A 24536-nucleotide genomic window follows, 5' to 3' on the forward strand; every position below is an offset into this window, starting at 1 on the left:
TTCTCTTACAAAGGTGCCGTGACTCCTGTCCTCTTCGCCTTTCAGCACGCGGCCTGAATACCCGCCACACTGCACGCGAACTACCCGCATCATCGGCCAACCCGCCCACTCATCGCAGCGAGAAGGTCACCGGAACGATCAGCTCGAGACGGGCCTGGTGCATATCCTCGGGCATCTCGGGCAGCGGTTTGGCACGTTCGATCATCGCCTCCACGGCCCGATCGAGGATCGTGGAGCCGGCGCTGCGCTGGATACGGTACTCCAGCACGCGCCCCTTGCGGTCCATCACGAAGTAAAGCATCGCCGTCCCCTCGAGGCGACGCAACCGAGCCCGCCGCGGATATTCCTTGTGCCGTTCCAGCCAGGCTCGAATGAGCGAGGCATAATCGGCGACCGCTCCGGGTGAGCCGCCGCCCGAGCTCGCGTCGCCGCCGGCGGTTTCCTGGCTGGGCTCGCCCTCAGTGGGACGGGTCGAGGACGTAAGGGCGGTGCGTTCCGTCGCCGCGTCCTTTGTCGCCATGGCCGTCTCGCGCGGGGTTGGCTTCGGCGCCGGTTCAACGACCGGGGGTGGCGGCTTCGGCGGCTCGGGAACGCGCTCCTGCGGCTTGACCTCGCTGAGCTCAGGGACCGGCTCTTGCGGTACCGGCTCAGGCGGCGGCGCCTCGGGAACCTGCTCCACCACCTCCGGCTTTGGCTCTGGCTTGGTAACCGGCTCTTGTGTTTTGACCGGCGGCGAAGGCTCCGGAGGCGGCTGCGGACTCGGCTCCTCCGGGCTGACCGGATCCGCCTTGCTGCTTGCGGGGGCACCGCCGCCGACCGGACCCAAAGAAATTTCTATACCGCCAAAGCCGGCACTTTTGGCGCCGGGGTCCGGCATCTGCCACAAAAGCCCGAGCAGAACTCCCACGTGAATCGTCATGGCCGTTGCGAGCGCCGCCAGCCAATGTCGGCCTGAGAGTCTGATCATCGGGACGGCACCGTCAGCAGCCGCAGCTTCGCCACACCGGCTTGGCGCAGTCTTTCCATCACCTCGACCACCCGCACCCCCTCGGCGCTACCGTCGGCTTTTACCCGAACCACGGTTGATCCGCTGCTATCGATGCGCTCGGCGACGGCTTTCTCGAGCGCATCCGCATTCATCACCTTGCCATCCAGGGCAAGACGCTTATCGGCTCCAATCAGCACGGTCACCTCCGACTGCTCAGCCGGATGCTTATTGACCGAACTCGGCGGCTCGACCTTGAAGGGATCGGAGGCGGTGAGCCGCCCTGCCAGCATGAAAAAGATCAACAGCAGAAAAACCACGTTGATCAGAGGAAGTATCCGCTCTTCATCATTCTTGGGACGGCGTGGCTGGAACTGCATGGTCAATCTCTCTCAGCGGGGCGAATTGCCGGCGAGCGATAAGTTCTCTATTCCCGCCGCGGTGAGACGGTCGAGCACGGCAATCGCCTCCTGCAGGGCTACGCCTTCCGCGAGCCTGATCAAAACCTTGAGCGCGGGTTGCCGCTCCACTTGCTCTTTGACCCGGGCGGCGAGGCGATCACTCTCGACCGCAACGCCGGCAAGTCGCAGCCCGTCCTTGCTCACCTCGATCACCAACGCCTTATCGCTCGTGGAACTGCCTCCGGCACGCAACGGCGCATCCAGCTCGATCGAGCGCCAATTCGAAAAGGACGAGGCCAGCATGAAAAACACCAGAAGAATGAAAACGACGTCGATCAGTGGTGTCAGGCTGACCAGCGCTCGGCGCGGCCTGGCGCTATTGGCCAGCGAGACGGGCACGGGCGCGGAAGTTGACGTTTTCAGAATGGAGGGCGGAGTTGTCATGCTGCTCCTCGATTACCTCACCTGCTTCCGCAAGGTCGAAGGTGAAAACTTGAGTGACCGCGCTTTGCATTTCCAGCGCCAAGCGGTCGACTTTGCGCTCAAGCCAGTTGACCACTACCACGACCGGTATGGCGACGGCGAGACCGACCGCGGTCGTCAGCAGTGCCTCCCAGATGCCGCCGGATAGAATCGCCGGATTCACCTGATTGCCAGCCTGCTCGAGCTGTTGGAAGGCCGTGATCATGCCCAACACAGTACCGAAAAGTCCGAGCAGGGGCGCGAGCGAGGCAATGACCTCGAGCGGTCGGAAGTAGGTCCGCAGCGTCTCGAGCAGATCGGTCCCGACCCGCAATACCTCCTCACGCACTTGCGCCTCGGTCAGATCGTTGCGTTGCTGACCGTGAATGGCGAGCGCGAGCACTTGCGCTACGGGATTGCGCGTGCGCGAGGCGAGCGCGAGCGCATCGCCGGCACGCCCGCTGCGGTAAAACCGGAGCATCTCATGGGAGGTGCGACGATCGCCGAGCCGCAGGCGCCCGAACTGCCATAGCTTGAGGAAAAGAATCGCAAGCGCGATAACGGACATGAAACCCAGAATTACAACCACGGGGCCGCCGGCGTCGATCAGCTCGCCGGCGCGCCCGAGCGTGCCGGCCACGCCCAAGGGAGTAACTTGGCCATCTTCTAATGCATTCATAAACGCAGACTCTCATTATTCCAGGATCGGAGAACGCCATCGGCGCAAAGATTACCACTGAGGCAGGATAAACACGAATACATTGCATTTCTATCGAGATCACTTTTTATCATATTTTTTGCTCCGGCTTCCCCATGCCGCACGGCTAAATAGCCGGGCGATTGGCACACGTGTTTGCGGTCCGCCCACCCGTGGCTAGCCAACCGCGGAGCTTAGGGCTTATAGTGAATTGGCTGCAACGGTCGCGGACACTCCCGCTCACGGGTTCATTGCTTGCCATGAATGATGATCAACTGCTTCGCTACAGTCGCCAGATCATGCTCCCCGGCCTGGACATCGAAGGCCAGGAGAGGCTGCGCGACAGCCGGGTACTGATCGTTGGCCTCGGCGGCCTGGGCTCGCCCGCGGCGATGTATCTTGCCGGGGGCGGGGTCGGCACGCTCGTGCTAGCGGATTTCGACCGCGTGGAACTCTCCAATCTGCAGCGCCAGATCATCCATCGCAGCGCCGACATCGGGCGGCTCAAGGTCGATTCGGCCGCGGATGCCGTTCATGCGCTCAATCCGGAAGTCCAGGTGGAATCGATCACCCGAACGCTCGATCCGGATAACCTGCCAACATTGGTCGCCAGCGTAGATCTCGTCGTCGACGGCAGCGATAATTTCGCCACCCGCTATGCGGTAAACGCCGCCTGCCTGGCCGCCCGGCGCCCGTTGGTCTCCGGCTCCGTGATCCGCATGGAGGGCCAGGTTGCCGTATTCCGTGGCGATCGCCACGGCGAGCCCTGTTACCACTGCGTCTACCCCGACGCCGGCGAAGCCGGCGAGACGTGCAGCGAGACCGGAGTGATGGCGCCGCTGCCAGGTGTCATCGGCAGCATCCAGGCGGTAGAAGCCATGAAAGTCCTGCTCGAACTGGGTCAGCCGCTTGATTCCCGCCTGCTGGTGGTCAATGCCATGACCATGCAATTCCGCACCCTGCGGCTGCGCGCCGATCCCAACTGCCCGGTCTGCCACTCGCTCGACGGCGATGAGTCCGCCGTTCCATCGGCCGGAAAAGCGGGTACCAGCCACTGAGACTCGTGCCGCGCGAGCAGCGCGCCAGCCAGGAGAATATTGCAACGAATGGCCGCATTGGCGCGAAACCGAATCGTCCTGCCGTCGTGGAGGCAGACGTTCAGGTACTGAGTTTTTCCTTGAGCAGCTCGTTGACCAGCTGAGGGTTGGCCTGGCCCTTGGAGGCTTTCATCACCTGACCGACGAAAAAGCCCATCAGCTTCTCCTTGCCGGCACGGAATTGTTCCACCTGGCCTGGATTGGCGACGATGATCTCGTCGATCATCGTCTCGATGGTCGAGCGATCCGTGAGCTGCTTCAGTCCCCGCTGCTCGATCACCGCATCGGCCTCGCCCTCGCCGTTCCACATCGCCTCGAAGACTTCCTTGGCGATTTTCCCCGACAGGGTGTTGTCTTTGATCCGCATCAGCAAGGCAGCAAGCATATTCGCGCTGACCGGCGCCTCGCTGATGTCCATTCCCGCCTTGTTCAAGGCCCCGGACAGCTCCCCCATGACCCAATTACCGGCCAGCTTGGCGTCCGCGCATTGGGCCGCCACCGTCTCGAAGTAATCGGCCACGGCCCGGCTTCCCGTCAGCACGGTGCTCTCGTAGGCATCGAGCCCATAATCGCGCATGAAGCGCTCCCGCTTGGCATCGGGAAGTTCCGGCAAAGTCCGGCGCACCTCCTCGATCAGCGCGGGGACGACCTCCACGGGCAGCAGGTCGGGATCGGGAAAGTAGCGATAGTCGTTCGCCTCCTCCTTGGTGCGCATCGGCCGCGTCTCGTTGCGGTTGGTATCGAACAACCGAGTCTCCTGGACCACCTCGCCGCCGTCCTCCAGCAGCTCGATCTGGCGATCAATCTCATAATTGATGGCGCGCTCGACGAAGCGGAAGGAGTTGACGTTCTTGATTTCGGTGCGGGTCCCAAGCCGCGGCTCGCCCACGGGGCGCACCGAGACATTGGCATCACAGCGAAAGGAGCCCTCCTGCATGTTGCCGTCGCTGATTTCCAGATAACGCACCAGACTGTGCAGCTTCTTCATGTAAGCCACGGCCTCCTTCGCGGAGCGCAAATCCGGCGCGGAGACGACTTCGATCAGCGGCGTCCCGGCGCGGTTGAGATCGATGGCCGTGACATGCTCGAAGCCCTCGTGCAGCGACTTGCCGGCATCCTCCTCCAGATGCGCGCGAACGATGCCAATGCGTTTGCTCACGCTGCCGTCGAGCTCGATATTGAGATGACCATTGCCCACGACCGGCAGCTCGTATTGCGAGATCTGGTAGCCTTTGGGCAAATCGGGATAGAAATAATTTTTCCGCGCGAACACAGAGCGCGGCGCGATGCTCGCACCGAGCGCAAGACCGAGCTTGACGGCCATTCGCACCGCCTGGTCATTGAGCACGGGCAACACGCCGGGCATGCCGAGATCGATGGCACAGGCCTGCGTGTTGGGCGCCGCTCCATAAGCCGTGGAGGCCCCGGAGAAAATTTTTGTCTTGGTGGCCAGTTGGATATGGATTTCGAGCCCGATGACCGGTTCCCAGTTCATGCCCGCCTCTGTTTGTCCCGGAAAATCACGGCGCCGTGCGCCTCGGCCGATTCCCGGCTCATTCGTAGCCAGGCGGCACCTGCGCATGCCAATCGGTTGCCTGCTGATATTGATGCCCCACGTTGAGCAAGCGCTCCTCGGCGAAGAAGTTGCCGATGAGCTGCAGGCCTACCGGCCGCCCGGTGGCGAAACCCGCTGGCACCGATAGCGCGGGCAGCCCCGCCAGGTTGACTGCGATCGTATAGATATCCGACAAATACATCTGTACCGGATCCGAGGTTTTCTCGCCCAGATCGAAGGCCGCCGTCGGCGCTGTCGGACCGGCAATGACATCGACTTCCTCGAAGGCACGGACGAAATCATCCCGGATCATGCGACGCACCTGCTGGGCTTTGAGATAATAGGCATCGTAATAGCCCGCTGAGAGCACATAAGTACCGACCATGATGCGGCGCTTGACCTCGGCGCCGAACCCCTCGCCACGGGTGCGAAAATACATGTCCTCCAGATCCCGTGGCTCACTGCATCGGTATCCGTAGCGCGCCCCGTCGTAGCGCGAAAGGTTGGACGACGCTTCGGCCGGAGCGATGACATAATACACCGGCACCGCCAGATGCGAGTTGGGCAGCGAAATCTCCTTGACCTGCGCGCCCAACCGCTGCAGCACATCGATCGCCGCATGAATGAGATCCCCGACCTCGGGGCTCAGTCCCTCGCCGAAATACTCCTTGGGCAGGCCGACCGTCAAGCCGGTCAACGGCGCATCAAGCCCCGCCGCATAGCGGGGCACCGGCCGGTCCACGCAGGTGGAATCATGCGGATCGAATCCCGCCATCGCGCCGAGCAGCCAGGCGAGATCCTCCGCGGTACGAGCCATCGGTCCGCCCTGATCCAAGCTCGAGGCGAACGCGATCATGCCGTAGCGGGAGACCCGGCCGTAGGTTGGCTTGAGGCCGCTGATCCCGCACAGCGCAGCCGGTTGCCGGATGGAGCCTCCGGTGTCGGTCCCGGTTGCTCCAGGCACGAGCCGCGCCGCCACGGCCGCCGCCGAGCCACCCGAGGAACCGCCCGGCACCGCCGAGTTGACCCAGGGATTGCGCACCGGACCGAAGTAGCTGGTCTCGTTGGAAGAGCCCATGGCGAACTCGTCCATGTTGGTTTTTCCCACCATGACCGCGCCTGCGGCCTTGAGCCGCTCCACCACGTGGGCATCGTAAGGGGCGATGAAGTTGTCCAGCATGCGGCTGCCGCAACTCGTGAGCACTCCCGCCGTGCAGAATATGTCCTTGTGGGCGATCGGCACACCCGTCAGCGGCCCGCCCCGCCCGTCGGCGCGCTCGGCATCGGCCGCCCGTGCCGCCGCCAGGGCTTGCTCCTCGCAAACGGTGATGAATGCGTTGAGCCCCGGATCGAGGCGCCGGATGCGCTCCAGGCACGACCGCGTGAGCTCGGTGCTGGTAAGCTCACCGGTGCGCAAATCCTCCGCCAGCTGCGCAATGGTTTTCCTGTACATGCTTTTTTAGAACCCTGTCAGACTAGGCCGAACGAGCGGCGCTGCGGATGGCTTGCCGCCAAGCTCACTCGATCACCTTGGGCACAAGGTAGAGCCCATCTCGCGTAGCGGGCGCGATCGATTGGAACAGCTCGCGCTGATCCTCCTCCTCAACCACATCGGCGCGCAGGCGTTGCGGCATCTCGAGCGGGTGCGCCAGCGGCTGCGTACCCTCGGTCGCAACTGAGCCCAACTGTTCCACGAAATCGAGAATTCTCGATAGATTTTCGGTGTACGCCGGTATATCGTTGCCGTCTATCGCAAGGCGTGCAAGGTGAGCAATTTCGCGAACCTTGGAGGGTTCTAGGGACATATACAGTGCTCCATCGCGATTGAGCAAGAAAAGTAAAAAAGTCTAGCATACTTGCAAGCTTGCCCAAGCCCCACCCGGCGGTTGGGTTTTCAGACCGTTTCTAACAGGCATTACGTCGAGCATGTTCAAGGGAATTCGCGGGCTCTTCTCGAACGACCTCTCCATCGATCTTGGTACCGCTAACACACTGATCTACTCACGTGGTCAAGGGATCGTGCTGAACGAGCCCTCGGTGGTGGCGATCCGGCAGAATCGAGACGGCGGACCCAAATCCATTGCCGCGGTAGGCACCGAGGCCAAGATGATGCTCGGCCGAACGCCGGGCACCATTCGCGCCATTCGCCCTCTCATGGACGGAGTGATCGCAGATTTCACGGTAACCGAGAAGATGCTCCAGCACTTCATCCGCAAGGTACACGAGACACGCTTCTTGAAACCGAGCCCGCGGGTGCTCGTCTGCGTGCCCTGTGGCTCCACGCAGGTCGAGCGCAGAGCGATCAAGGAATCCGCTATCGGGGCCGGCGCGCGCGAGGTTTTTCTCATCGAGGAACCCATGGCAGCCGCGATCGGAGCGAATATGCCGGTGGATGAGGCGCACGGCTCGATGATTCTCGATATCGGCGGCGGCACCTCGGAAGTGGCCGTGATCTCGCTCAACGGCATCGTCTACTCTTCTTCAGTGCGCATCGGCGGCGACCGCTTCGACGACGCCATCATCCACTACGTGCGTCGCAATTACGGCATCCTGATCGGCGAGACCACCGGCGAGCGGATCAAACACGAGATCGGTACTGCTTTTCCGGGTACGGAGGTGCGCGAGATCGAGGTCCGCGGCCGCAATCTGGCCCAGGGCGTGCCCCGCAGCTTTACCCTCAACAGCAACGAGATCCTGGAGGCTCTGCAGGAACCCTTGTCCGGCATCGTCAGCGCGGTGAAAACCGCCCTGGAGCAAACGCCGCCAGAGCTCGGCGCCGATGTGGCCGAGCGCGGTATCGTGCTCACCGGCGGCGGCGTTTTGCTCAGCAATATCGACCGCCTCCTCATGGAGGAGACGGGCTTGCCCGTTGTGATCGCAGAGGACTCGATGACCTGCGTGGCGCGCGGCGGTGGCAAAGCGCTCGAACTGATGGACGAACGCGGCGCTGATCTGTTCGTCGCCGAGTAGGCGAATTGCTCCGTTGACACGGCTGCGATACCGTTCACGGACTCCAGCGAACAGCATCCGCCAGAATGCTCTCGATTGCCACGGTGATCGCCGGCGGCGGTGCGTTGGCACCTCGCTCTATACGGTCGATATCCCGTGGCCCCTCGTCATAACGAGCGTTGGGAGCACATTATCAAGCCGCTATTCAGACAAAGCCCGTCGATCACGGCACGGCTCATCGTCTTGGCATTGCTCGCGCTGCTGCTGATGTCACTGGACCATCGGCGCGCCATGCCGGAGCCGGTCCGCTACACGCTCTCCGCCGTGGTGTATCCCATCCGAATGATGGCGGCATTGCCCTTCGAAATGGGCAACCTGCTCTCCCGCGAACTCTCCGGTCGACGGCAATTGATGGTGGAAAACGGTCGCCTGCAAGCGCAGCGGCTACTCAATGAGGCACGGCTACAAAAACTCGACGCCCTCGAGCAAGAGAATATTCGACTGCGCCAGCTGCTCGATTCCTCTTACGAGGTCGGAGAGGCCGTGTTGATTGCACCGCTGATGCGAATCGATCTGGATCCCTACAGTCATCTGATACAAATCGGTAAAGGCACACGCCAGGGCGTATTCCGCGGCCAGCCGGTGCTCGATGCCAACGGGATCGTCGGCCAAGTGGACGAAGTGGGGCCACTGAGCGCTACGGTGCGCCTGATCACCGATCCCAGCCATGCGATTCCCGTGAGAATCAACCGCAACGGCATCCGCAGTATCGCCGTGGGCATAGGCAACCTACACGAACTGAAGCTGACCAACCTGCCCAACAACACGGATATCCGACCGGGCGATCTGTTGATCACCTCCGGCCTCGGCGGGCGCTTTCCGCGCGGCTATCCGGTGGCACGCGTAAAATCCGTCAAAACGGACCCGGGGCCTGCATTCGCGCGGGTGGCGGCAGTTCCCACGGCTGCGCTGGACCGTCTACAGGAGGTACTGTTGGTCAAGCGCGATCAGAGAGCCGCCCAGCTGATAAGCACCGAAAGCGAATCCGAGCAGTCGCCGAGGAAGCAGCCCGGTTCGTGAGCGTGCTCCAGCACTCCGCTTTCGCGGTCATCCTATTGAGCCTGCTCACGGGGCTGGTTCTTACGGTACTGCCGCTACCGCTCTGGGCGCAGCCTTTGCGTCCGGAATGGACGGCCCTGATTCTCATATACTGGTGCATGGCGTTACCCCAGCGGGTCGGGGTCGGCGTGGCCTGGACGGTCGGGCTGCTGCAGGACGTGCTCCAGGGATTTCTTCTGGGGGCTCATGCACTTGCCTTCGGTGTAGTCGCTTTCCTCACGCTGAAGCTGCACCAGCGCATACGGGTTTTCCCCTTGTGGCAGCAGCCCATGAGCATCGTCCTGTTGCTGCTGGTCATCCGGCTGATTTTGCTGTGGACCCGGGGCGTGAGCGGCCGTCCGCCTTCCGACTGGCAATACTGGCTACCGGCGCTGACGGGAGCGGCGATCTGGCCGCTGATCTTCCTCGGCCTGCGCGAAATCCGCCGCCGCACGCGGGTGCAGTAGACCGTTATGGCGCTGCCGCACCTTAACGATCCGGCCCGGGATGCACGCCTCATCCGCCGGCGCCTGGTCGTTAGCTTGTTCGGCATGTTGATGCTCTGCGCCGGACTCGTCAGCCGTCTCGCCTACCTGCAAATACTCGACTATCAGCACTACAGCACCCTCTCGCAGGATAATCGGCTGCGCCTGCAGGCGATCCCGCCATCGCGTGGCCTCATTTATGATCGCCACGGCATCCTGCTGGCCGAGAATCGGCCTTCATATCGCTTGGTGCTCATCCCCGAGCAGGTCAAGGGGCTGCAGGCAACGCTCAAAGACCTCGGCCACTTGGTGCGATTGCGCCCAACGGACGTGGAACGCTTCCAGGCGCTGTTAGAGCAGTCACCACCATTTCAGGAGATACCGCTCAAGTTCGAGCTCACCGAGGATGAGGTCGCCCGCTTCGCGGTAAATCGCCAACGTTTTCCCGGTGTGGAAGTCAAGGCACGGCTGACGCGCTTTTATCCGCAGGGTGAGACTGCCGTACATGCGCTAGGCTACGTTGGCCGAATCAACGAGCGCGAGCTCAGGCAAGCCGATGCCGCTCAGTACCAGCCCAGCAGCCACATCGGCAAAACCGGGATCGAGCGCTACTATGAGGCTCTGCTGCATGGCACGGCCGGTTTGGAACACCAGGAAACCAATGCGCTGGGTCGCGTCATTCGAACGCTATCCCGCAACCCCCCGACCCCTGGCGAAGATCTCTATCTGACATTGGATATCGAACTGCAGCGCGTTGCGGAGCATGCGCTGGGCGAGCACAGCGGCGCCGTCGTGGCCATGGATCCCCGCAACGGCGAGATTATCGCGTTGGCCAGTAATCCAACCTATGATCCGAATCTCTTCGTCAACGGAATCGGGCTGCAGGATTACAAACACCTGCAAAGAAGCCGGGACAAGCCACTGTTCAATCGCAGCCTGCGAGGCCAATATCCGCCAGGGTCGACGATCAAGCCGTTTGTCGGACTCGCCGGCCTGGAAACGGGGGCGCGCCGGGCCCAGGACACGATCTATTGCCCCGGGCATTTCAGCCTGCCGGGCAGCGAATATCGTTGGAACGACTGGAAACACTGGGGCCACGGCTGGATGAACTTCGAGCAGGCGGTCGCTCAGTCCTGCGATGTTTATTTCTACAAACTCGCCCACGATCTCGGGATTGATTCCATTCATGACTCACTGGCACGGTTTGGCTTCGGGCAACCCACCGGAATCGACCTCAAAGGCGAACTTCCCGGCTTGCTCCCTTCGCGGCAATGGAAACGCCGCGTCAAAGGCGAGCCCTGGTACCCTGGCGAAACCGTCATCACCGGTATCGGACAGGGCTTCGTCTTAACGACCCCGCTGCAGCTTGCCTACGCGACCGCACTGCTCGCCAACCGCGGCCAGCCCATCGTTCCGCACCTTGCGCGCGCCTCGCAAGCATCGGGACAAAGCAAGCTTACCCTCTTGCCGTTGCCTCACCCCCCGCGGCGGCCACCCACATTGAAAGAATCCGCGCATTGGGATCAGGTGGAGAAGGCCATGGTCGCGGCGGTCAACGGGAGTCACGGTACCGCCCGCCGGGTAGGCAGAGGAGCAGAGTACCTAATCGCGGGGAAAACCGGCACCGCTCAGGTCTTCGGCCTGAAACACACCAAAGAGGAGCGCGACGACGAAGAAGTGCTGGCCGAGCATTTACAGGATCATGCGCTATTCGTTGCTTTCGCTCCGGCGGATGAGCCGGACATCGCGTTGGCCGTCGTGGTAGAAAACGGGGGTAGCGGAAGTGCCGTGGCGGGTCCGATCGCACGGCGCGTGTTGGATGCCTGGCTGACTGACTGACTGAGGATCGCTCAAGCGTGCATTTCAATCCAACCGAATCCACCGTCACCGCCAATCAGCTGTCGTTCATCCAGCGCCGCCTGCATGTCGATCTCACCTTGGCGACGCCCTTGCTGCTGCTCTCGGCCTTCGGTTTGGTGGTCTTGTATAGCGCGTTCGGCGAGCAGATCGGCCAGGTCGAGAAGCAACTGGTGCGCTTGGGCGTCGCCTTCGTCGTGATGCTTACCGTTGCGCAAATCCCCCCGAGGCGGCTGCGACATTGGGCGCCCTGGCTCTATGGCCTCGGCCTGGCGTTACTGTTGGGCGTGCTGCTGTTCGGTGTCGCCGGCGGCGGTGCCAAACGGTGGCTCAATCTTGGCGTAGTGCGTTTTCAGCCCTCCGAAATGATGAAGCTCGCCCTGCCCATGATGCTTAGCGCGTACCTTGGCAGCGGGGAGTTGCCGCCTCACTGGAAGCGTCTCGCGGTCAGCCTGCTCCTGATCGTCGCAGCAGCCGGCCTGATCGCCATCGAGCCCGACCTCGGAACGGCGCTGTTGGTGACCATGTCGGGCCTGTTCGTGCTGTTCCTCGCCGGACTCGCCTGGTGGCCAATCCTCGCGATGCTGCTCGTGGTGGCGGCAAGCGCTCCGCTGTTATGGTTTTTCCTGCTGCACGACTATCAGCGCGAGCGGGTGCTGACCTTCCTCGATCCGACGCGTGATCCGCTCGGCGCCGGCTACCACCTCATCCAATCGAAGATCGCCATTGGCTCCGGTGGCCTCTACGGCAAAGGCTGGCTCAACGGAACCCAAGCGCATCTGAGTTTCTTGCCAGAGCAGCACACCGATTTCGTCTTTGCCGTGCTCGCCGAGGAGTTCGGCTTCATCGGCATCATGGTGCTACTCGTGCTTTATTTGACGGTAATCGCCCGCGGTCTGCACATCGCCGCCCACGCACAGGACAACTATGGTCGGCTGCTCGCCGGCAGCATCGTGCTGACCTTTTTTATCTATTTCTTTGTGAACATCGGCATGGTATCCGGGTTGCTGCCCGTGGTAGGTCTACCGTTGCCGCTGATCAGCTATGGTGGAACCTCCATGGTGACCCTGCTGGCCGCCTTCGGTATGCTCATGTCGATTCACACCCATCGGCGGCTATGGGTCTCGTGAGGCGGCATTTTTCGCGTAAACGGCAGGGGGACGATCGAAGGGTAATCCAGACGTGGTCTTGGCCGCCGGCACGGGCGGGTAGGCAGCAATCGAGCCTCCCAGGGGACGGCGGTCGTGTGCGGTGCTTTCGCTAAAAAAGCGCAGTGGCGGCGCGACAAGGAGAACGAACTTGCCTGTAGAAAAACGCTTCTCGCCCTACCCGAGCGCGGCGTTATTGCTGCTGCTCTGGGCAGCGCTGATCAGCGGCGCGCAGGCTGATACCAGCGCTTCGGACAGCGACGCTTTCGAGCGCTTTGCCGGGCGGATGGCGGCACGGCACGGCTTCGATGCGCAGCAGATCAAGCATCTGCTCGATCAGAGCGAGCGCCAGGACGGCATTCTGGCGGCCATCGCCAAACCGGCGGAAGCGCTGCCCTGGCATCGTTACCGGCCCATTTTCCTGCAGCCGTCCAGGATCCGCCGGGGCGTGGCCTTTTGGGAGCAAAACCAGGCCGTGTTGGAACGCGCCGCGCGTCAGTACGGCGTCCCACCGCAGATTATCGTCGCCATACTCGGCGTCGAGACCCGTTACGGCAGCTACCGCGGCAAGCATCGGGTCATCGATGCCCTGCGTACGCTGGCTTTCGACTATCCGCCGCGGAGCGATTTCTTCCGCAGCGAGCTGGAGCAATACCTGTTGCTCTCACGTGAGGAAGGCTTTGACCCGCTGCGCCCCGAAGGCTCCTACGCAGGCGCCATGGGTATACCTCAATTCATCAGCAGCAGCTATCGCGTCTATGCCGTCGACTTCAATCGTGACGGACACCGCGATCTATGGGATCAGCCCGTCGACGCCATAGGCAGTGTTGCAAACTATTTCAAAGCGCACGGCTGGCAACGTGGCGAGGCCATCGCCGTACCGGCTGAAGTGAGCGACGACAATTGGCCCGGGAAAAACGAGTCGAAGCTCAAGGCCGACAGCAGCGTGGCTGAATTGCGCAACCGGGGTGTGATTCCGAAACACGCGCTGCCCGCCGAGCAACCCGCAGGCCTGGTCGTTCTGGAAGGTAAGGACGGCCCAGAGTACTGGCTCGGCTTACCCAACTTCTACGTCATCACACGCTACAATCACAGCGCACTCTATGCGATGGCGGTTTATCAATTGAGCCAGGCAATCAGGCAGCGGCGCGAGCCATCGCCCCAATGACCCAGCAACCGTACTGGCCGATCGTTTTGCTGCTCGGATTCGCCGCGGTCGGCTGCAGCGTCAACTCCGAAAACGCAGCAACGCGTTCGAGCGCCAGAGCGACGAGCTACGTGGTGTACGGTCACCGCTATCATACACTGGACAGCGGCGATGGCTTCATCCAACGTGGTATCGCTTCCTGGTATGGACGCAAGTTTCATGGCAAGCGCACCTCCAGCGGGGAGCGCTTCGACATGTACGCCATGACGGCGGCCCACAAGCGCCTTCCCCTCGCCAGCCGGGTCGCGGTGACGAACCTCGCGAACGGGCGTCGCGTGGTGGTACGAATCAACGACCGCGGGCCATTCGTGCGCGATCGAATCATTGACCTATCGTACGCGGCGGCCAAGCAACTCGGTATGCTCAGCAAGGGTACGGCATCGGTCGAAATCCGCACCCTGAGCGCCCAGCCGGTGGCGGCAGGTAACGGCGATGAACGCGCCGTTGCTGAGACCCCAGCCTCCGCGCAAAGCGCCGCCGGCGTCCCGGACGAAGTATTCTTTGTTCAGGTGGGGGCATTTGCCGATCGCGCGAACGCCTACCGCCTGCAACAACAACTCAGGGCCGCGAAATTGGCAACGCCGGTGCGGGTAGAACCCGTTGAACGTGGGCAGAACACATATTACCGAGTGAGATTGGGCCCTCTGCGCGACCGCAATGCCGCCGGTCAGCTTACGCGCCAACTGGCCGATCATGGGGTCAGCGACGCGCGCACGGTCGCCTCGCAGTAATCATCGACATGCTGACGGCGCCGCTAGCGTGCGCTCACCAGACGGCAACGCGTAATCGCGATCCGAGCCATTTGGTTTCGATCATTGCCTTACTGGCGGAACGCAGGTTGGTAGCACGTCGATTCTCGGCAACTCTGACAACGAGAACGGGTTAAACTCGCGGACCGCAAGCGCAGTGGGCCTATGACCAACCTCTACAGACAAACAGCGAACCAAGCTATGCAGGTAATCAGGTTATCGACCCTTGTTTTGATCCCGCTCGTTACAGCACTGCTCGCCACCGTCGCTGCCGCCGCGCCGCAAGCGATCCCCATTCCGTCGCCTCCTGCTCTGGGCGCCACCAGCTACATCCTGATGGACTACGACAGCAAGCAGGTCCTGGTCGACGTCAATGTCAATCAGCGCCATGATCCGGCGAGTCTGACCAAGATGATGACGGCCTACGTTGTGTTCAGCGAGCTGCAGGCCGGCCACGTCGCCATGGACGATCGCGTGACGGTAAGCGAAAGGGCCTGGCGCGAACCGGGGTCGCGCATGTTCATAGAGGTGGGTGACAAAGTCCCGGTCGAAGCGTTACTGCACGGCATGATCGTCCAGTCCGGCAACGATGCCAGCGTAGCGCTGGCCGAACACGTGGCCGGCAACGAATCGACCTTTGCTCAGGTAATGAATCAATATGCTCAAAGTCTGGGCATGGAGCACACGCACTACGTCAACGCCACCGGCCTGCCGCACCCGAAGCACTACACGACGGCACGGGACACCGCCATACTTTCGCGGGCACTGATGAATGACTTCCCCGAATACCACCGCTTGTTCGCCGAGAAGAAATACACCTTCAATGGGATCGAGCAGTACAATCGCAACAAGCTGCTTTGGCGTGACCCCTCGGTGAACGGAATCAAGACCGGTCATACGGAGAAGGCGGGTTATTGTCTGGCATCCAGCGCCGAACGCCAGGACATGCGACTGATTTCCGTGGTCATGGGCGCAGACAGTGAGGAAGCCCGGGTCAGCGATACCCAGGCCCTGCTCAATTACGGCTTCCGCTTTTTTGAAACCCACCGCCTTTATGAGGCCGGTCAGGCCCTCACCGAGACTCGGATCTGGAAGGGCGCCGTGGAAACGCTGCCGCTTGGCTTGACCCATGACCTTTTCGTCACCATCCCGCAGCACCAATACGACAAGCTCAAGGCCTCCATGAGCGTGGATGATTCGCTCATGGCTCCGGTGAAACGGGGCGAACATTACGGTAAGGTCCAGGTACAACTCAATGGGCAGACGATTTCCTCCGAGCCACTGGTGGCTCTCGAAGAGGTCTCCGAGGGCGGCATCTGGCGACGTATGACCGATGAGGTTCTGCTGATGCTCCAGTAGCGAGTGACGGTCCGCATTGCCGCCGCGAGACGCAGGAGATACCGGTTGCAGACGATGCCCGATGTGGAACTGAGCGTGCGCGAGCTCGGACTCGCCGAATACGAGCCGACGTGGCGAGCCATGCAGGCGTTCACGGCCGCGCGCGGCCCGCAGACGCAAGACGAGTTGTGGCTTCTCGAGCACCCTCCCGTCTTTACTTTGGGGGTGAGCGGCAAACACATGCATGTCCTTGCCCCTGGGCCGATCCCGGTGCTCTCGGTGGATCGGGGCGGGCAGGTTACCTATCACGGTCCGGGGCAGGTGGTCGCCTACGTATTGGTCGATTTGCGCCGCCGAGGGATCGGGGTGCGGAGCATGGTCTCGGTGTTGGAGAATGCCGTCATCCGCGTGCTCACCGAGCACGGCATCGAGGCACGAGCACGCCGGGAAGCACCGGGCGTCTACGTCGGCGAGGCCAAGATCGCTGCCGTCGGGCTACGGGTTCGGCGGGGCTGCACCTACCACGGGCTTGCGTTCAACATCGCAATGGACCTCGAGCCGTTCAGCCGGATCAATCCCTGCGGCTATGCGGGGCTGCAGGTAACGGATATGCGGCAACAGGGTGTGACACTGTCGGCGGATGCGGTCGGACAGAAGCTCGCGCGCGCGCTGACTCATGAGCTGCGCGCGCGAAGCACGGTCCCGCTCAAGAGCTAAGCCGCGAGACGCGCGGCCGCGATGCCGGGAGCGCCGATGCGCATACCAACCCATCAGCGCCGCGCCGGGCTCGAGCATGAGAGCTCGGCGTCCAGCGCGGCCAACCGCTCCGGCGTTCCGATATCACACCAGCGACCTTGATAGTGCTCGGCGGTCAACAGCCCGTCCGCGGCGGCCTGGCGCAGCAACGGCGCCAGGGGGAAGGCTCCCGGGCGAGCCCGGTCAAACAATTCCCGCCGATAGCAGCCGATGCCGGCGAACGTCAACCGCTGCCCGTGCGGCGGCTCAACTACCTGCCTCCCGATCAGCGAGAAATCCCCCTGCGGGTGGTGAGGCGGATTGTCCACCAAAACCAGATGCGCCAGACCGGCGGGCTCGCCCGGTAGGCCCCGCAATGGATAGGCGCTCCATATGTCACCGTTGACGACCCAGAACGGCTCGTTGCCGAGCAACGGCAAGGCACGCTGTATGCCACCGCCGGTTTCCAACGCGTGCGCGCCCTCATCCGAAATTCGGATCTCGAGCCCCCAGCGAGTGCCATCACCCAGATAACGGATCAGCTGAGCGCCCAGCCACGCCACATTGACCACGACCGTGTCGACGCCGGCATGCGCGAGCGCCGTTAGTTGATGGTCGATCAACGGCCGCCCCGCGAGCGTGAGCATCGGCTTGGGGGTTCGTTCCGTCAGCGGGCGCATGCGCATGCCCCGGCCGGCGGCCAATATCATCGCCCTCATGATCGCGGCCGCTGCCGAGGCCCGCGTCGTTGCAGGCCATCAAAGAACTCGAGCAGCTCACCGAGTTCCGCGTAGCGTTCGGCCACCGTGCGCACATAGCCAATGAAGCGCGGCGTCTCGGCCAGATAACGGGACTTGCCGTCGCGGTAGCACAGGCGGGCAAATATTCCGATCACCTTGAGGTGGCGCTGCACGCCCATCCAGTCGAGCGCCCGCGCAAACTCCTCGTCGTCCGCCGGGATCGGAATACCTTCGAGGCGCGCACGGCGGCGATAATAGCGCAGCCAGCGCGCCTCCAGATCCGGTTCCCAGGAAACAAACGCATCACGCAGCAGCGAGACGACATCGTAGGTTGCCGGCCCATAGACGGCGTCTTGGAAATCGATGACGCCGGGGTTTGGCTCGCAGTACATCAGATTGCGCACCATGTAGTCACGATGCACATAGACCGGCGACTGTTCGAGCGCGTTGGTTACGAGCCGATCGCAAGTCTCGCGCCAGCCCTCCCGCTCGGCGGCGCTGAGATCGATACCCAGATGACGGGCGACGTACCAGTCGGGAAACAGATTCAGCTCCCGCTGCAGCAGATCCTGGTCGTAGGAGGGCAAACGGTCCGGCTCACTGGCGGCCTGCCAGCGGATCAGCGTGTCGACTGCATCCGTGAACAGGGCGTCGGCATCGTGATGAGCGAGTGCATCGAGATAGCTCTCGCGACCCAAGTCGGTGAGCAGCAGAAAACCCTCGGCGCTCTGCTGCGCCAAAACAGCCGGAGCGTTGACGCCCGCCTCACGGAGCAGCTTCGCCACCGTCACGAAGGGGCGACAATCCTCCCGTGCCGGAGGCGCATCCATGGCGATGTACGTCGTCTTCGCCAGGTGCACGCGAAAATAGCGCCGGAAGCTGGCATCGTTGGTGATCGGCTCGAGCGCGCGCACGCGAAGCCCCAGCTCATCGGCAAGCCACCGCTGTAACCGTGCGAGCCGATCATCCGTATCCGCCGTCGACCCGACCATACCGCCTGTACCCTCGCCGGCCTGCCTTGGCGTAATCTCCAATGCGCCATGATACGGGAGCCGGCGACGCCGGCCAATGACGGCCGGTTGCCGGCACCGGGCGGCAGCGCTGTGCCGTGCACGCCAAGCCGGCTCGAGCACAGGTGCCGCATTGCGGATGCGAATCGCCCTTCATTGCAGGCCCATGCGAGCTGTGCGAAGGTGTGGCCCCGCGGAGAGGACAGCGTGACACCGGCGAAATTATCGCGATATCTGACGACCCTGGCGCTATGCGGTTCGAGCCTGCTCGGAGACATTGCCTCCGCCCGCCCGCCAGCCGGCAACTGGGGATTATGCGGCGGTCCGTTGGTTCCTCCTCCGCTCGGCGATCCGAGCCGGCGCAACGCACCGGATACGGCGCTGCAGATCGAAGCGGACACGGCCCGTCACAACGCCCGCAGCGGCGAGTACACCCTGCTCGGCCGACCCGTGATCACACGGGCCGATCAGCGCCTGAAAGCCGATCGCATGCACTACAATGCGCAAACCGGCCGCGTCGATGCCCAAGGCGACGTCCACTACCGCCAGTCCGGCGCGACACTGGCGGGCGAGCGCGGTCACTTCAATTTGAACACGAACTCCGGCGTCTTCGATCAGCTGCGCTATCGCATCGAGCAGGGCCACATGCATGGAGACGCCGCCCGTGGTGAGGTGGAGAACCCCGATCGCACGACCTACACGGATGCTCGCTTCACGACTTGCGAGCCTGGGAAGGAGGATTGGTGGCTCTCCAGCGGCTCACTGACCATCGACGAAGCCGAGCACCGCGGCACAGCCCGCAACGTCTGGCTCAGCTACCATGGCGTACCGTTCGCTTATTCGCCGTTCTTGAGCTTTCCGGTGGGAGCAAAGCGCAAGACCGGCTTTCTGATACCCGCGATCGGCAGCACCAGCCAAGGCGGGCTGCAGTTCGCCGCCCCCTGGTACTGGAATATCGCTCCCAACTACGATGCCACGTTCACTCCGGCGTACTACGCCAAGCGTGGAGCGCAGCTTGGCACCGAGTTTCGCTATTTGCTGCCGAACGCCGATGGGCGCAGCCAGTTCGACTACCTGCCCCGCGACATGGCGGCCGGAAAAGACCGCTGGTTGCTCGACCTCGACCACAGCCTGCGTGCCGGTCAGCATTTTCAGGCCCGCGCCGACGTCAACCGCATCAGTGACAAGGAATACCTCAACGACTTCAGCACCAACCTGCAGCAGAGCTCCTATATCGCACTGCCCAGCCGCCTCGATGCGGCGTTGAGCTTCCGCGACTGGAGCCTTAGCGCACAAGCGCAAAGCTGGCAGACGATCGTTCGCAATTTCGCGCCTCGCAACGAGCCGTTTTCGACCGTGCCGAGTCTTCGCTTGGACTATGCGCCCAGCTCGTACTCGCTGCCGGTGCGCTTTCGCTTTACAACGGAAGCGGTGCGTTTCGTGCACTCCGCCTCGGATGTGCTCGATACCGGCTACCGTCTCGACGTCATGCCTCAGCTTAGAATGCCGTTGAAAACGCTCGGCTATTTCATCGAACCTGCGGTTGCCTACCGGTATACGGCTTACCGGCTCGACCGACCGGATGAGACGCTGCCGAGCCGGCCCTCACGGGCGCTACCGATCTACAGCGTGGACGGCGGGCTGTTCCTGGAGCGCCAGTTCAATCTGTTCGGCAACGCGCTTACCCAGACACTCGAGCCGAGGCTCTACTATCTCTATGTGCCCCGGCGCGATCAGGACGATTTTCCGGTATTCGAGACGAATCGGGCCACGTTCACCTTCTCCCAGCTCTTCGAGACCAACCGCTTCACGGGCCCCGATCGGATGGGCGATGCAAATCAGCTCACGGCGGCCGTGACCACCCGGTTCCTCTCGGATACGTCGGGCTTCGAGTATTTGCGCCTCTCGCTAGGCCAGATCCTGTATTTCAGTGATCGCGAGGTCACCCTACCGGGACGCCGCGAGGAATCCACCCGGCGCTCGGATTACATCGCGGAGCTGCGCACCGCGGTGCCGGGGGTAATGAACGCGTGGGTGGATTACCGCTTCAATCCCCAGGGCACGGACAATCGCAGGCTGACCTCTCAGCTGCAACTTCTGGGAGGATCGGGACGCCTGCTCAATCTCGCCTACCGTTTCCAGGAAAATGAGGGCCGAAAGATTCTCTCGGAGGCCGAGGGCAGCGTGGTCTTGCCGGTGGGGACGAACTGGCGCTTCGTCGGCGGCTGGAATTACTCGTTTTTGGACAGACAGACCCAGGAGCGCTTCGCCGGGCTGGAGTTCAATAGCTGCTGTTACGCCGTCCGCGGGCTGTTTCGGCAGTTTCAGGCCAACCGCAGAAGCATCTCGGCGCAGCTGCAAACCGGGTATCTGCTGCAGTTCGAGCTCAAGGGACTAGGCGCTTTCGGCGATGAGATTCCGAAATTCCTCACCAAGACGATCCCGGGCTTCCGTCCGTCCTCCTGAGTCGATAGTCTATCGTGTCGAGCCGTGAAATCGCGCGGGCTGTCTCAAGGGCCGCTGCAGCCGGCCCCATCATGTGCCTTTTTCCGGAGAGATCGCGTCAATGAACATGCGCGAGCGTTCGCTCACGAGCCTCCTCACCCTGTTTGTCTTCCTCGGGGTCACGGCGCCCCTTCCCCTCCGGGCGGCTCAGCTCCTCGATCGCATCGTTGCGGTTGTCAATGACAACGTCGTGCTGCAATCCGAGCTCGTAGAGGAACTGATCTCCGTGCGCCGACAGCTGCAGCGCCGGGACATGCAGTTGCCGGATCCCGAGAATCTGCAGCATCAGGTGCTCGAGCAACTCATTATGGAGAAACTGCAGCTCGATGCGGCCTCGCGAGCCGGTATCACCGTCGATGATGCCACGTTGGACGCCGCCGTGCGGCGCGTCGCGCAGCAAAACAACATGGCGCTTTCCCAATTCAGGGACGCGCTCGTGGCCGAAGGGATCGGCTGGGAGGATTTTCGCGCGCAGCTGCGCAATCAGATCATAATTTCTCGGCTACGCCAGCGGGTGATGCAGAGCCGAATCAATATCACCCCGCAGGAAATCACGCAATTCGTGGAGCAGCAACGCAGCGGCCAATCGGTCGAATATCATTTGGGCCATATCCTGATCGCTCTGCCGGACGCCGCTTCCCCGGATGTCATCGCCCAAGGCCGCGAGAAAGCCGAGCGCATCCGCGCTCAGCTGGATGAGGGTGCCAGCTTCCAAACCCTGGCCGCATCCTATTCAGACAGCCAAACGGCGCTGCAAGGCGGCGACCTCGGATGGCGCAAAGCGGGCGAACTGCCCACGCTCATTGCCAACGTCGTGGGCAAGCTCGATCCGGGTAAGATCACACCGCCTCTGCGCAGCCCAAGCGGCTTTCATATCTTCAAGCTGATCGCGCGACGCAAGGGCGAGCGACACATCGTCACACAAACCCATGCCCGGCACATCCTCATCGAAACGAACGCCGTGGTGAGCGGGCGCGACGCCCGTGCGAAACTGGATTCCCTGCGCAAGCGGATCAAAAACGGCGATTCGTTTGCGGGGCTTGCCAAGGCAAACTCGGATGACTCGACCTCCGCCTTCCAGGGGGGGGATCTCGGATGGGTCGACCCGGGTCGCATGGTCTCCACATTCGAAGAGGTCATGAACACCCTGCAACCGGGCGAGTTGAGCCAACCCTTCCGTACCCGCTACGGATGGCACATCGTCCAGGTTCTCGACCGGCGCGAGCAGGACACAACCGACGACTATCGCCGCGAGCAGGCGGCACAGCAGCTCCAAAAGCGCAAGCTACAGGATGAAACCCAACTGTGGCTACGAAAGCTCCGTGAGCAGGCGTACGTCGATATCCGATTGCAGAGTTGAGCCGCCCCCATGAGCCGCCGCGATCACTACCCCCGCATCGCATTGACTACCGGCGAGCCGGCGGGAATCGGTCCGGACCTCACCGTGATGCTCGCGCAGGCGCCGCTGTGGTGCCACCTGGTCGCGGTGGGCGATCCCGCGCTGCTGAGCCACCGGGCCGATGCGCTCGGGATGAGTCTGAAGACCCGGACCTTTCGTCCCGATGCGTTGACGAGCGCTTGGCCTGGTCAGCTGAGCGTGCTGCCGGTCGCGCTGCGAACTTCCGTGGTGCCGGGGCAGCTCGACCCCGGCAACGCCGGTTACGTGCTGGAGACGCTGGAACGCGCCGGACGTGGCTGTCTGGATGGGCTCTTCGATGCAGTGGTTACCGCACCGGTTCATAAAGGAATCCTCAACGAGGCGGGGGTGCCCTTCCGCGGCCACACGGAGTTTTTCGCCGAGTTGACCGGAGCGAGTCAACCGGTGATGCTGCTGATGGCCGGCACCCTGCGCGTTGCGCTGGCCACCACCCATCTGCCCTTACGAGACGTCGGGAACGCGATCACCGAAGCGCAACTGGAGCGGGTCTGCCGGATTCTCGAGCACGAGCTGCGTCTGCGCTTTGGTATCGCGCAACCGCGTATTCTGGTGGCCGGGCTCAACCCGCACGCGGGCGAGGGGGGTCACCTGGGCCGCGAGGAAATCACCATCATACAACCGGTCTTGGAGCGATTACGCGCCGAGGGCCTGCTGTTCGAGGGGCCGTTGCCCGCGGATACGCTCTTTACGCCGCGCCGTCTCGAAGCCGCGGATGCGGTGCTTGCGATGTACCACGACCAAGGCCTGCCCGTGCTGAAATACGCCGGCTTTGGGCGCGCCGTGAACGTCACGCTCGGGCTACCGATTGTACGCACCTCGGTGGATCATGGCACCGCCCTCGACCTGGCCGGTTCCGGCCGGGCGGAGGACGGCAGCTTGCGCGAGGCGGTGCGCATCGCCGGCGAACTCTCGCGCGTACGATCCGCCGGCCCGCGCTGACATCTTCTGCCATGACGGAGCACCGTGCGCGTCGGCGTTTTGGGCAGAACTTCCTGCACGATGCCAATACCGTACGTCGGATGATCGATTCGATCGACCCGCGACCGGGCCAATGCTGCATCGAGATCGGTCCCGGCTTCGGTGCGCTGACCCGGCCGCTTCTGCAACGCCTTGGCTCTTTAGTGGCCATCGAGCTCGACCGCGATCTGATCGACCCGCTGCGGCGTCGATGCGAGGGCGACGGTCGACTGGAAATCATCCAGGATGATGCGCTCCGCCTGGATCTGGCCACGTTTCGCCGGGGAAGCGAGAAGCTGCGTGTGATCGGCAATCTTCCTTACAACATCGCCACGCCGTTGCTGTTTCACGTCACAGGCTTGGCCGAGCAGTTACGGGACGCCCACTTCCTGCTGCAAAAAGAAGTGGCGGAGCGAATGGCGGCGGCTGCCGGTCATGCCAGCTACGGCCGACTCTCGGTCATGATCCAATACCGCTGCCGGGTGGTGCCGATGTTCGATGTGCCACCCGGAGCCTTCCGTCCCATTCCCAAAGTCACCTCGACCTGGGTGCGCCTGATTCCCTTGCCCCGGCCAGTCGGCTGGAGTCGGGATGAAGAACCCCGCTTGGCCCAACTCGTCGCGCGCGCCTTCGCACAGCGGCGCAAGACGCTGCGCAACGCCCTGCGGGGACTGGTCTCGGAGCACGAATTCCAAACTGCGGACATCGAGCCTTCGGCCCGGGCCGAAACCATCGACCTTGAACGTTACCTCCGCCTCGCCCAAGTGCTCGCAGAGCGGGAGGCAGGAAAAGCGCGTTCGTAACGGCGTCGGCTTGCTCTCAAGATTGAAAGCCGTCGTGCTCAGCGGCTCGCTACGGGCGGGTTGCGTTCCATTGAGTCAGCCACGTCAAACCCGGGGCCCTGGAGAACCGATTCAGAAATACGGCAGTACCAACGTGACGGTCATGGCAATGGCCACCGTCACCGCCAATGATGTCATCAGGTCGGGTTTGCGAAATCGCCGCGGAGTGCCCACCATATAAGAATTCTCCCTGGTTCTCCCGTCCGTTGCTCAGCTAATCAGCGCCGCTGGCCTTCGCCGCCGCGCTTGCTGGATGTGACGATCATATACCACACTGAGGC

23 protein-coding genes are annotated in these 24536 nt (G+C 62.7%); 14 read left to right on the forward strand and 9 right to left on the reverse strand.

Going from position 1 to position 24536, the window contains the following annotated elements:
• Positions 1-109 precede the first annotated feature (109 nt).
• The 4 genes from AC52Q4_RS15195 to AC52Q4_RS15210 are packed head-to-tail and all read right to left on the reverse strand — an operon-like array spanning position 110 to position 2527.
• Positions 110-967 carry an energy transducer TonB gene (locus AC52Q4_RS15195; RefSeq protein ID WP_495537640.1) on the reverse strand — a complete coding sequence of 286 codons (858 nt, stop codon included), beginning with the start codon at positions 965-967 and terminating at the stop codon, positions 110-112.
• Complete coding sequence (locus tag AC52Q4_RS15200; RefSeq protein WP_495537641.1) at positions 964-1365, reverse strand: ExbD/TolR family protein; 402 nt, start codon at positions 1363-1365, stop codon at positions 964-966. The genes AC52Q4_RS15195 and AC52Q4_RS15200 overlap by 4 nt, the downstream gene beginning before the upstream one ends.
• Before the next feature lie 12 nt (positions 1366-1377).
• A complete protein-coding gene (locus tag AC52Q4_RS15205; protein ID WP_495537642.1) occupies positions 1378-1785 on the reverse strand; it encodes an ExbD/TolR family protein in 408 nt (135 codons plus the stop codon).
• Positions 1763-2527, reverse strand: coding sequence for a MotA/TolQ/ExbB proton channel family protein (locus tag AC52Q4_RS15210; protein ID WP_495537643.1), 765 nt, complete (start codon positions 2525-2527; stop codon positions 1763-1765). The genes AC52Q4_RS15205 and AC52Q4_RS15210 overlap by 23 nt, the downstream gene beginning before the upstream one ends.
• 278 nt (positions 2528-2805) lie before the next feature.
• On the opposite strand from AC52Q4_RS15210, the gene AC52Q4_RS15215 reads away from it, so the two are divergent.
• The gene (locus AC52Q4_RS15215; RefSeq protein ID WP_495537644.1) at positions 2806-3603 is read left to right on the forward strand and encodes a HesA/MoeB/ThiF family protein; all 798 of its coding nucleotides are present in this window, start codon (positions 2806-2808) and stop codon (positions 3601-3603) included.
• Between the two features lie 100 nt (positions 3604-3703).
• Here AC52Q4_RS15215 and gatB read toward each other — a convergent pair whose 3' ends face one another.
• The 3 genes from gatB to gatC form a co-directional block, all read right to left on the reverse strand.
• Positions 3704-5137, reverse strand: a complete 1434-nt coding sequence (gatB, locus tag AC52Q4_RS15220) for an Asp-tRNA(Asn)/Glu-tRNA(Gln) amidotransferase subunit GatB (RefSeq protein ID WP_495537645.1) — start codon at positions 5135-5137, stop codon at positions 3704-3706.
• Between the two features lie 58 nt (positions 5138-5195).
• Positions 5196-6650, reverse strand: a complete 1455-nt coding sequence (gene gatA / locus AC52Q4_RS15225) for an Asp-tRNA(Asn)/Glu-tRNA(Gln) amidotransferase subunit GatA (protein WP_495537646.1) — start codon at positions 6648-6650, stop codon at positions 5196-5198.
• A 64-nt stretch (positions 6651-6714) separates the two neighbouring features.
• Positions 6715-7002 carry an Asp-tRNA(Asn)/Glu-tRNA(Gln) amidotransferase subunit GatC gene (gene gatC, locus AC52Q4_RS15230; protein WP_495537647.1) on the reverse strand — a complete coding sequence of 96 codons (288 nt, stop codon included), beginning with the start codon at positions 7000-7002 and terminating at the stop codon, positions 6715-6717.
• A 121-nt stretch (positions 7003-7123) separates the two neighbouring features.
• Here gatC and AC52Q4_RS15235 point away from each other — a divergent pair, with 121 nt between their 5' ends.
• The 9 genes from AC52Q4_RS15235 (at position 7124) to lipB (ending at position 16745) form a co-directional block, all read left to right on the forward strand.
• Positions 7124-8167, forward strand: coding sequence for a rod shape-determining protein (locus AC52Q4_RS15235; protein WP_495537648.1), 1044 nt, complete (start codon positions 7124-7126; stop codon positions 8165-8167).
• 135 nt (positions 8168-8302) lie between these two features.
• On the forward strand, positions 8303-9226 hold the full coding sequence (gene mreC, locus AC52Q4_RS15240; protein WP_495537649.1) for a rod shape-determining protein MreC: 924 nt from the start codon (positions 8303-8305) through the stop codon (positions 9224-9226).
• Complete coding sequence (gene mreD, locus AC52Q4_RS15245; protein ID WP_495537650.1) at positions 9223-9711, forward strand: rod shape-determining protein MreD; 489 nt, start codon at positions 9223-9225, stop codon at positions 9709-9711. Before mreC ends, mreD begins: the two co-directional genes overlap by 4 nt.
• A gap of 6 nt (positions 9712-9717) precedes the next feature.
• Entirely contained in the window at positions 9718-11568 is a 1851-nt protein-coding gene (mrdA, locus tag AC52Q4_RS15250; RefSeq protein WP_495537651.1) for a penicillin-binding protein 2, read from the forward strand.
• Between the two features lie 17 nt (positions 11569-11585).
• Positions 11586-12716: a rod shape-determining protein RodA gene (gene rodA, locus AC52Q4_RS15255; RefSeq protein ID WP_495537652.1), complete on the forward strand. Its 1131-nt coding sequence runs from the start codon at positions 11586-11588 to the stop codon at positions 12714-12716.
• 169 nt (positions 12717-12885) lie between these two features.
• Positions 12886-13902 carry a lytic murein transglycosylase B gene (gene mltB / locus AC52Q4_RS15260; protein ID WP_495537653.1) on the forward strand — a complete coding sequence of 339 codons (1017 nt, stop codon included), beginning with the start codon at positions 12886-12888 and terminating at the stop codon, positions 13900-13902.
• A complete protein-coding gene (locus tag AC52Q4_RS15265) occupies positions 13899-14672 on the forward strand; it encodes a septal ring lytic transglycosylase RlpA family protein (RefSeq protein WP_495537654.1) in 774 nt (257 codons plus the stop codon). Before mltB ends, AC52Q4_RS15265 begins: the two co-directional genes overlap by 4 nt.
• Positions 14673-14891: 219 nt before the next feature.
• The gene (locus tag AC52Q4_RS15270; protein ID WP_495537655.1) at positions 14892-16049 is read left to right on the forward strand and encodes a D-alanyl-D-alanine carboxypeptidase family protein; all 1158 of its coding nucleotides are present in this window, start codon (positions 14892-14894) and stop codon (positions 16047-16049) included.
• Between the two features lie 54 nt (positions 16050-16103).
• Entirely contained in the window at positions 16104-16745 is a 642-nt protein-coding gene (gene lipB / locus AC52Q4_RS15275; RefSeq protein WP_495537693.1) for a lipoyl(octanoyl) transferase LipB, read from the forward strand.
• A gap of 53 nt (positions 16746-16798) precedes the next feature.
• On the opposite strand, the gene murU is transcribed toward lipB, so the two are convergent.
• Positions 16799-17482, reverse strand: a complete 684-nt coding sequence (murU, locus tag AC52Q4_RS15280; RefSeq protein ID WP_495537656.1) for an N-acetylmuramate alpha-1-phosphate uridylyltransferase MurU — start codon at positions 17480-17482, stop codon at positions 16799-16801.
• Entirely contained in the window at positions 17479-18495 is a 1017-nt protein-coding gene (locus tag AC52Q4_RS15285; protein WP_495537657.1) for an aminoglycoside phosphotransferase family protein, read from the reverse strand. The genes murU and AC52Q4_RS15285 overlap by 4 nt, the downstream gene beginning before the upstream one ends.
• Positions 18496-18720: 225 nt before the next feature.
• Between AC52Q4_RS15285 and AC52Q4_RS15290 the strand changes: the two genes are divergently transcribed.
• From AC52Q4_RS15290 to rsmA, 4 genes are all read left to right on the forward strand, one after another.
• On the forward strand, positions 18721-20979 hold the full coding sequence (locus AC52Q4_RS15290; protein ID WP_495537658.1) for an LPS-assembly protein LptD: 2259 nt from the start codon (positions 18721-18723) through the stop codon (positions 20977-20979).
• A 100-nt stretch (positions 20980-21079) separates the two neighbouring features.
• Positions 21080-22378, forward strand: coding sequence for a peptidylprolyl isomerase (locus AC52Q4_RS15295; protein ID WP_495537659.1), 1299 nt, complete (start codon positions 21080-21082; stop codon positions 22376-22378).
• A 9-nt stretch (positions 22379-22387) separates the two neighbouring features.
• Entirely contained in the window at positions 22388-23395 is a 1008-nt protein-coding gene (gene pdxA / locus AC52Q4_RS15300; protein WP_495537660.1) for a 4-hydroxythreonine-4-phosphate dehydrogenase PdxA, read from the forward strand.
• Positions 23396-23406: 11 nt separating this feature from the next.
• Positions 23407-24216, forward strand: a complete 810-nt coding sequence (rsmA, locus tag AC52Q4_RS15305) for a 16S rRNA (adenine(1518)-N(6)/adenine(1519)-N(6))-dimethyltransferase RsmA (RefSeq protein WP_495537661.1) — start codon at positions 23407-23409, stop codon at positions 24214-24216.
• The last annotated feature ends 320 nt before the right edge of the window (positions 24217-24536 follow it).

The sequence above is a fragment of the Nitrococcus sp. genome (assembly GCF_059432795.1).

Coding starts and splice junctions, on each gene's coding strand:
- AC52Q4_RS15195 (WP_495537640.1), bottom strand. CDS start 967: ATGATCAGACTCTCAGGCCGACATTGGCTGGCGGCGCTCGCAACGGCC.
- AC52Q4_RS15200 (WP_495537641.1), bottom strand. CDS start 1,365: ATGCAGTTCCAGCCACGCCGTCCCAAGAATGATGAAGAGCGGATACTT.
- AC52Q4_RS15210 (WP_495537643.1), bottom strand. CDS start 2,527: ATGAATGCATTAGAAGATGGCCAAGTTACTCCCTTGGGCGTGGCCGGC.
- AC52Q4_RS15215 (WP_495537644.1), top strand. CDS start 2,806: ATGAATGATGATCAACTGCTTCGCTACAGTCGCCAGATCATGCTCCCC.
- gatB (WP_495537645.1), bottom strand. CDS start 5,137: ATGAACTGGGAACCGGTCATCGGGCTCGAAATCCATATCCAACTGGCC.
- gatA (WP_495537646.1), bottom strand. CDS start 6,650: ATGTACAGGAAAACCATTGCGCAGCTGGCGGAGGATTTGCGCACCGGT.
- gatC (WP_495537647.1), bottom strand. CDS start 7,002: ATGTCCCTAGAACCCTCCAAGGTTCGCGAAATTGCTCACCTTGCACGC.
- AC52Q4_RS15235 (WP_495537648.1), top strand. CDS start 7,124: ATGTTCAAGGGAATTCGCGGGCTCTTCTCGAACGACCTCTCCATCGAT.
- mrdA (WP_495537651.1), top strand. CDS start 9,718: ATGGCGCTGCCGCACCTTAACGATCCGGCCCGGGATGCACGCCTCATC.
- AC52Q4_RS15265 (WP_495537654.1), top strand. CDS start 13,899: ATGACCCAGCAACCGTACTGGCCGATCGTTTTGCTGCTCGGATTCGCC.
- AC52Q4_RS15270 (WP_495537655.1), top strand. CDS start 14,892: ATGCAGGTAATCAGGTTATCGACCCTTGTTTTGATCCCGCTCGTTACA.
- lipB (WP_495537693.1), top strand. CDS start 16,104: ATGCCCGATGTGGAACTGAGCGTGCGCGAGCTCGGACTCGCCGAATAC.
- murU (WP_495537656.1), bottom strand. CDS start 17,482: ATGAGGGCGATGATATTGGCCGCCGGCCGGGGCATGCGCATGCGCCCG.
- AC52Q4_RS15285 (WP_495537657.1), bottom strand. CDS start 18,495: ATGGTCGGGTCGACGGCGGATACGGATGATCGGCTCGCACGGTTACAG.
- AC52Q4_RS15295 (WP_495537659.1), top strand. CDS start 21,080: ATGAACATGCGCGAGCGTTCGCTCACGAGCCTCCTCACCCTGTTTGTC.
- pdxA (WP_495537660.1), top strand. CDS start 22,388: ATGAGCCGCCGCGATCACTACCCCCGCATCGCATTGACTACCGGCGAG.
- rsmA (WP_495537661.1), top strand. CDS start 23,407: ATGACGGAGCACCGTGCGCGTCGGCGTTTTGGGCAGAACTTCCTGCAC.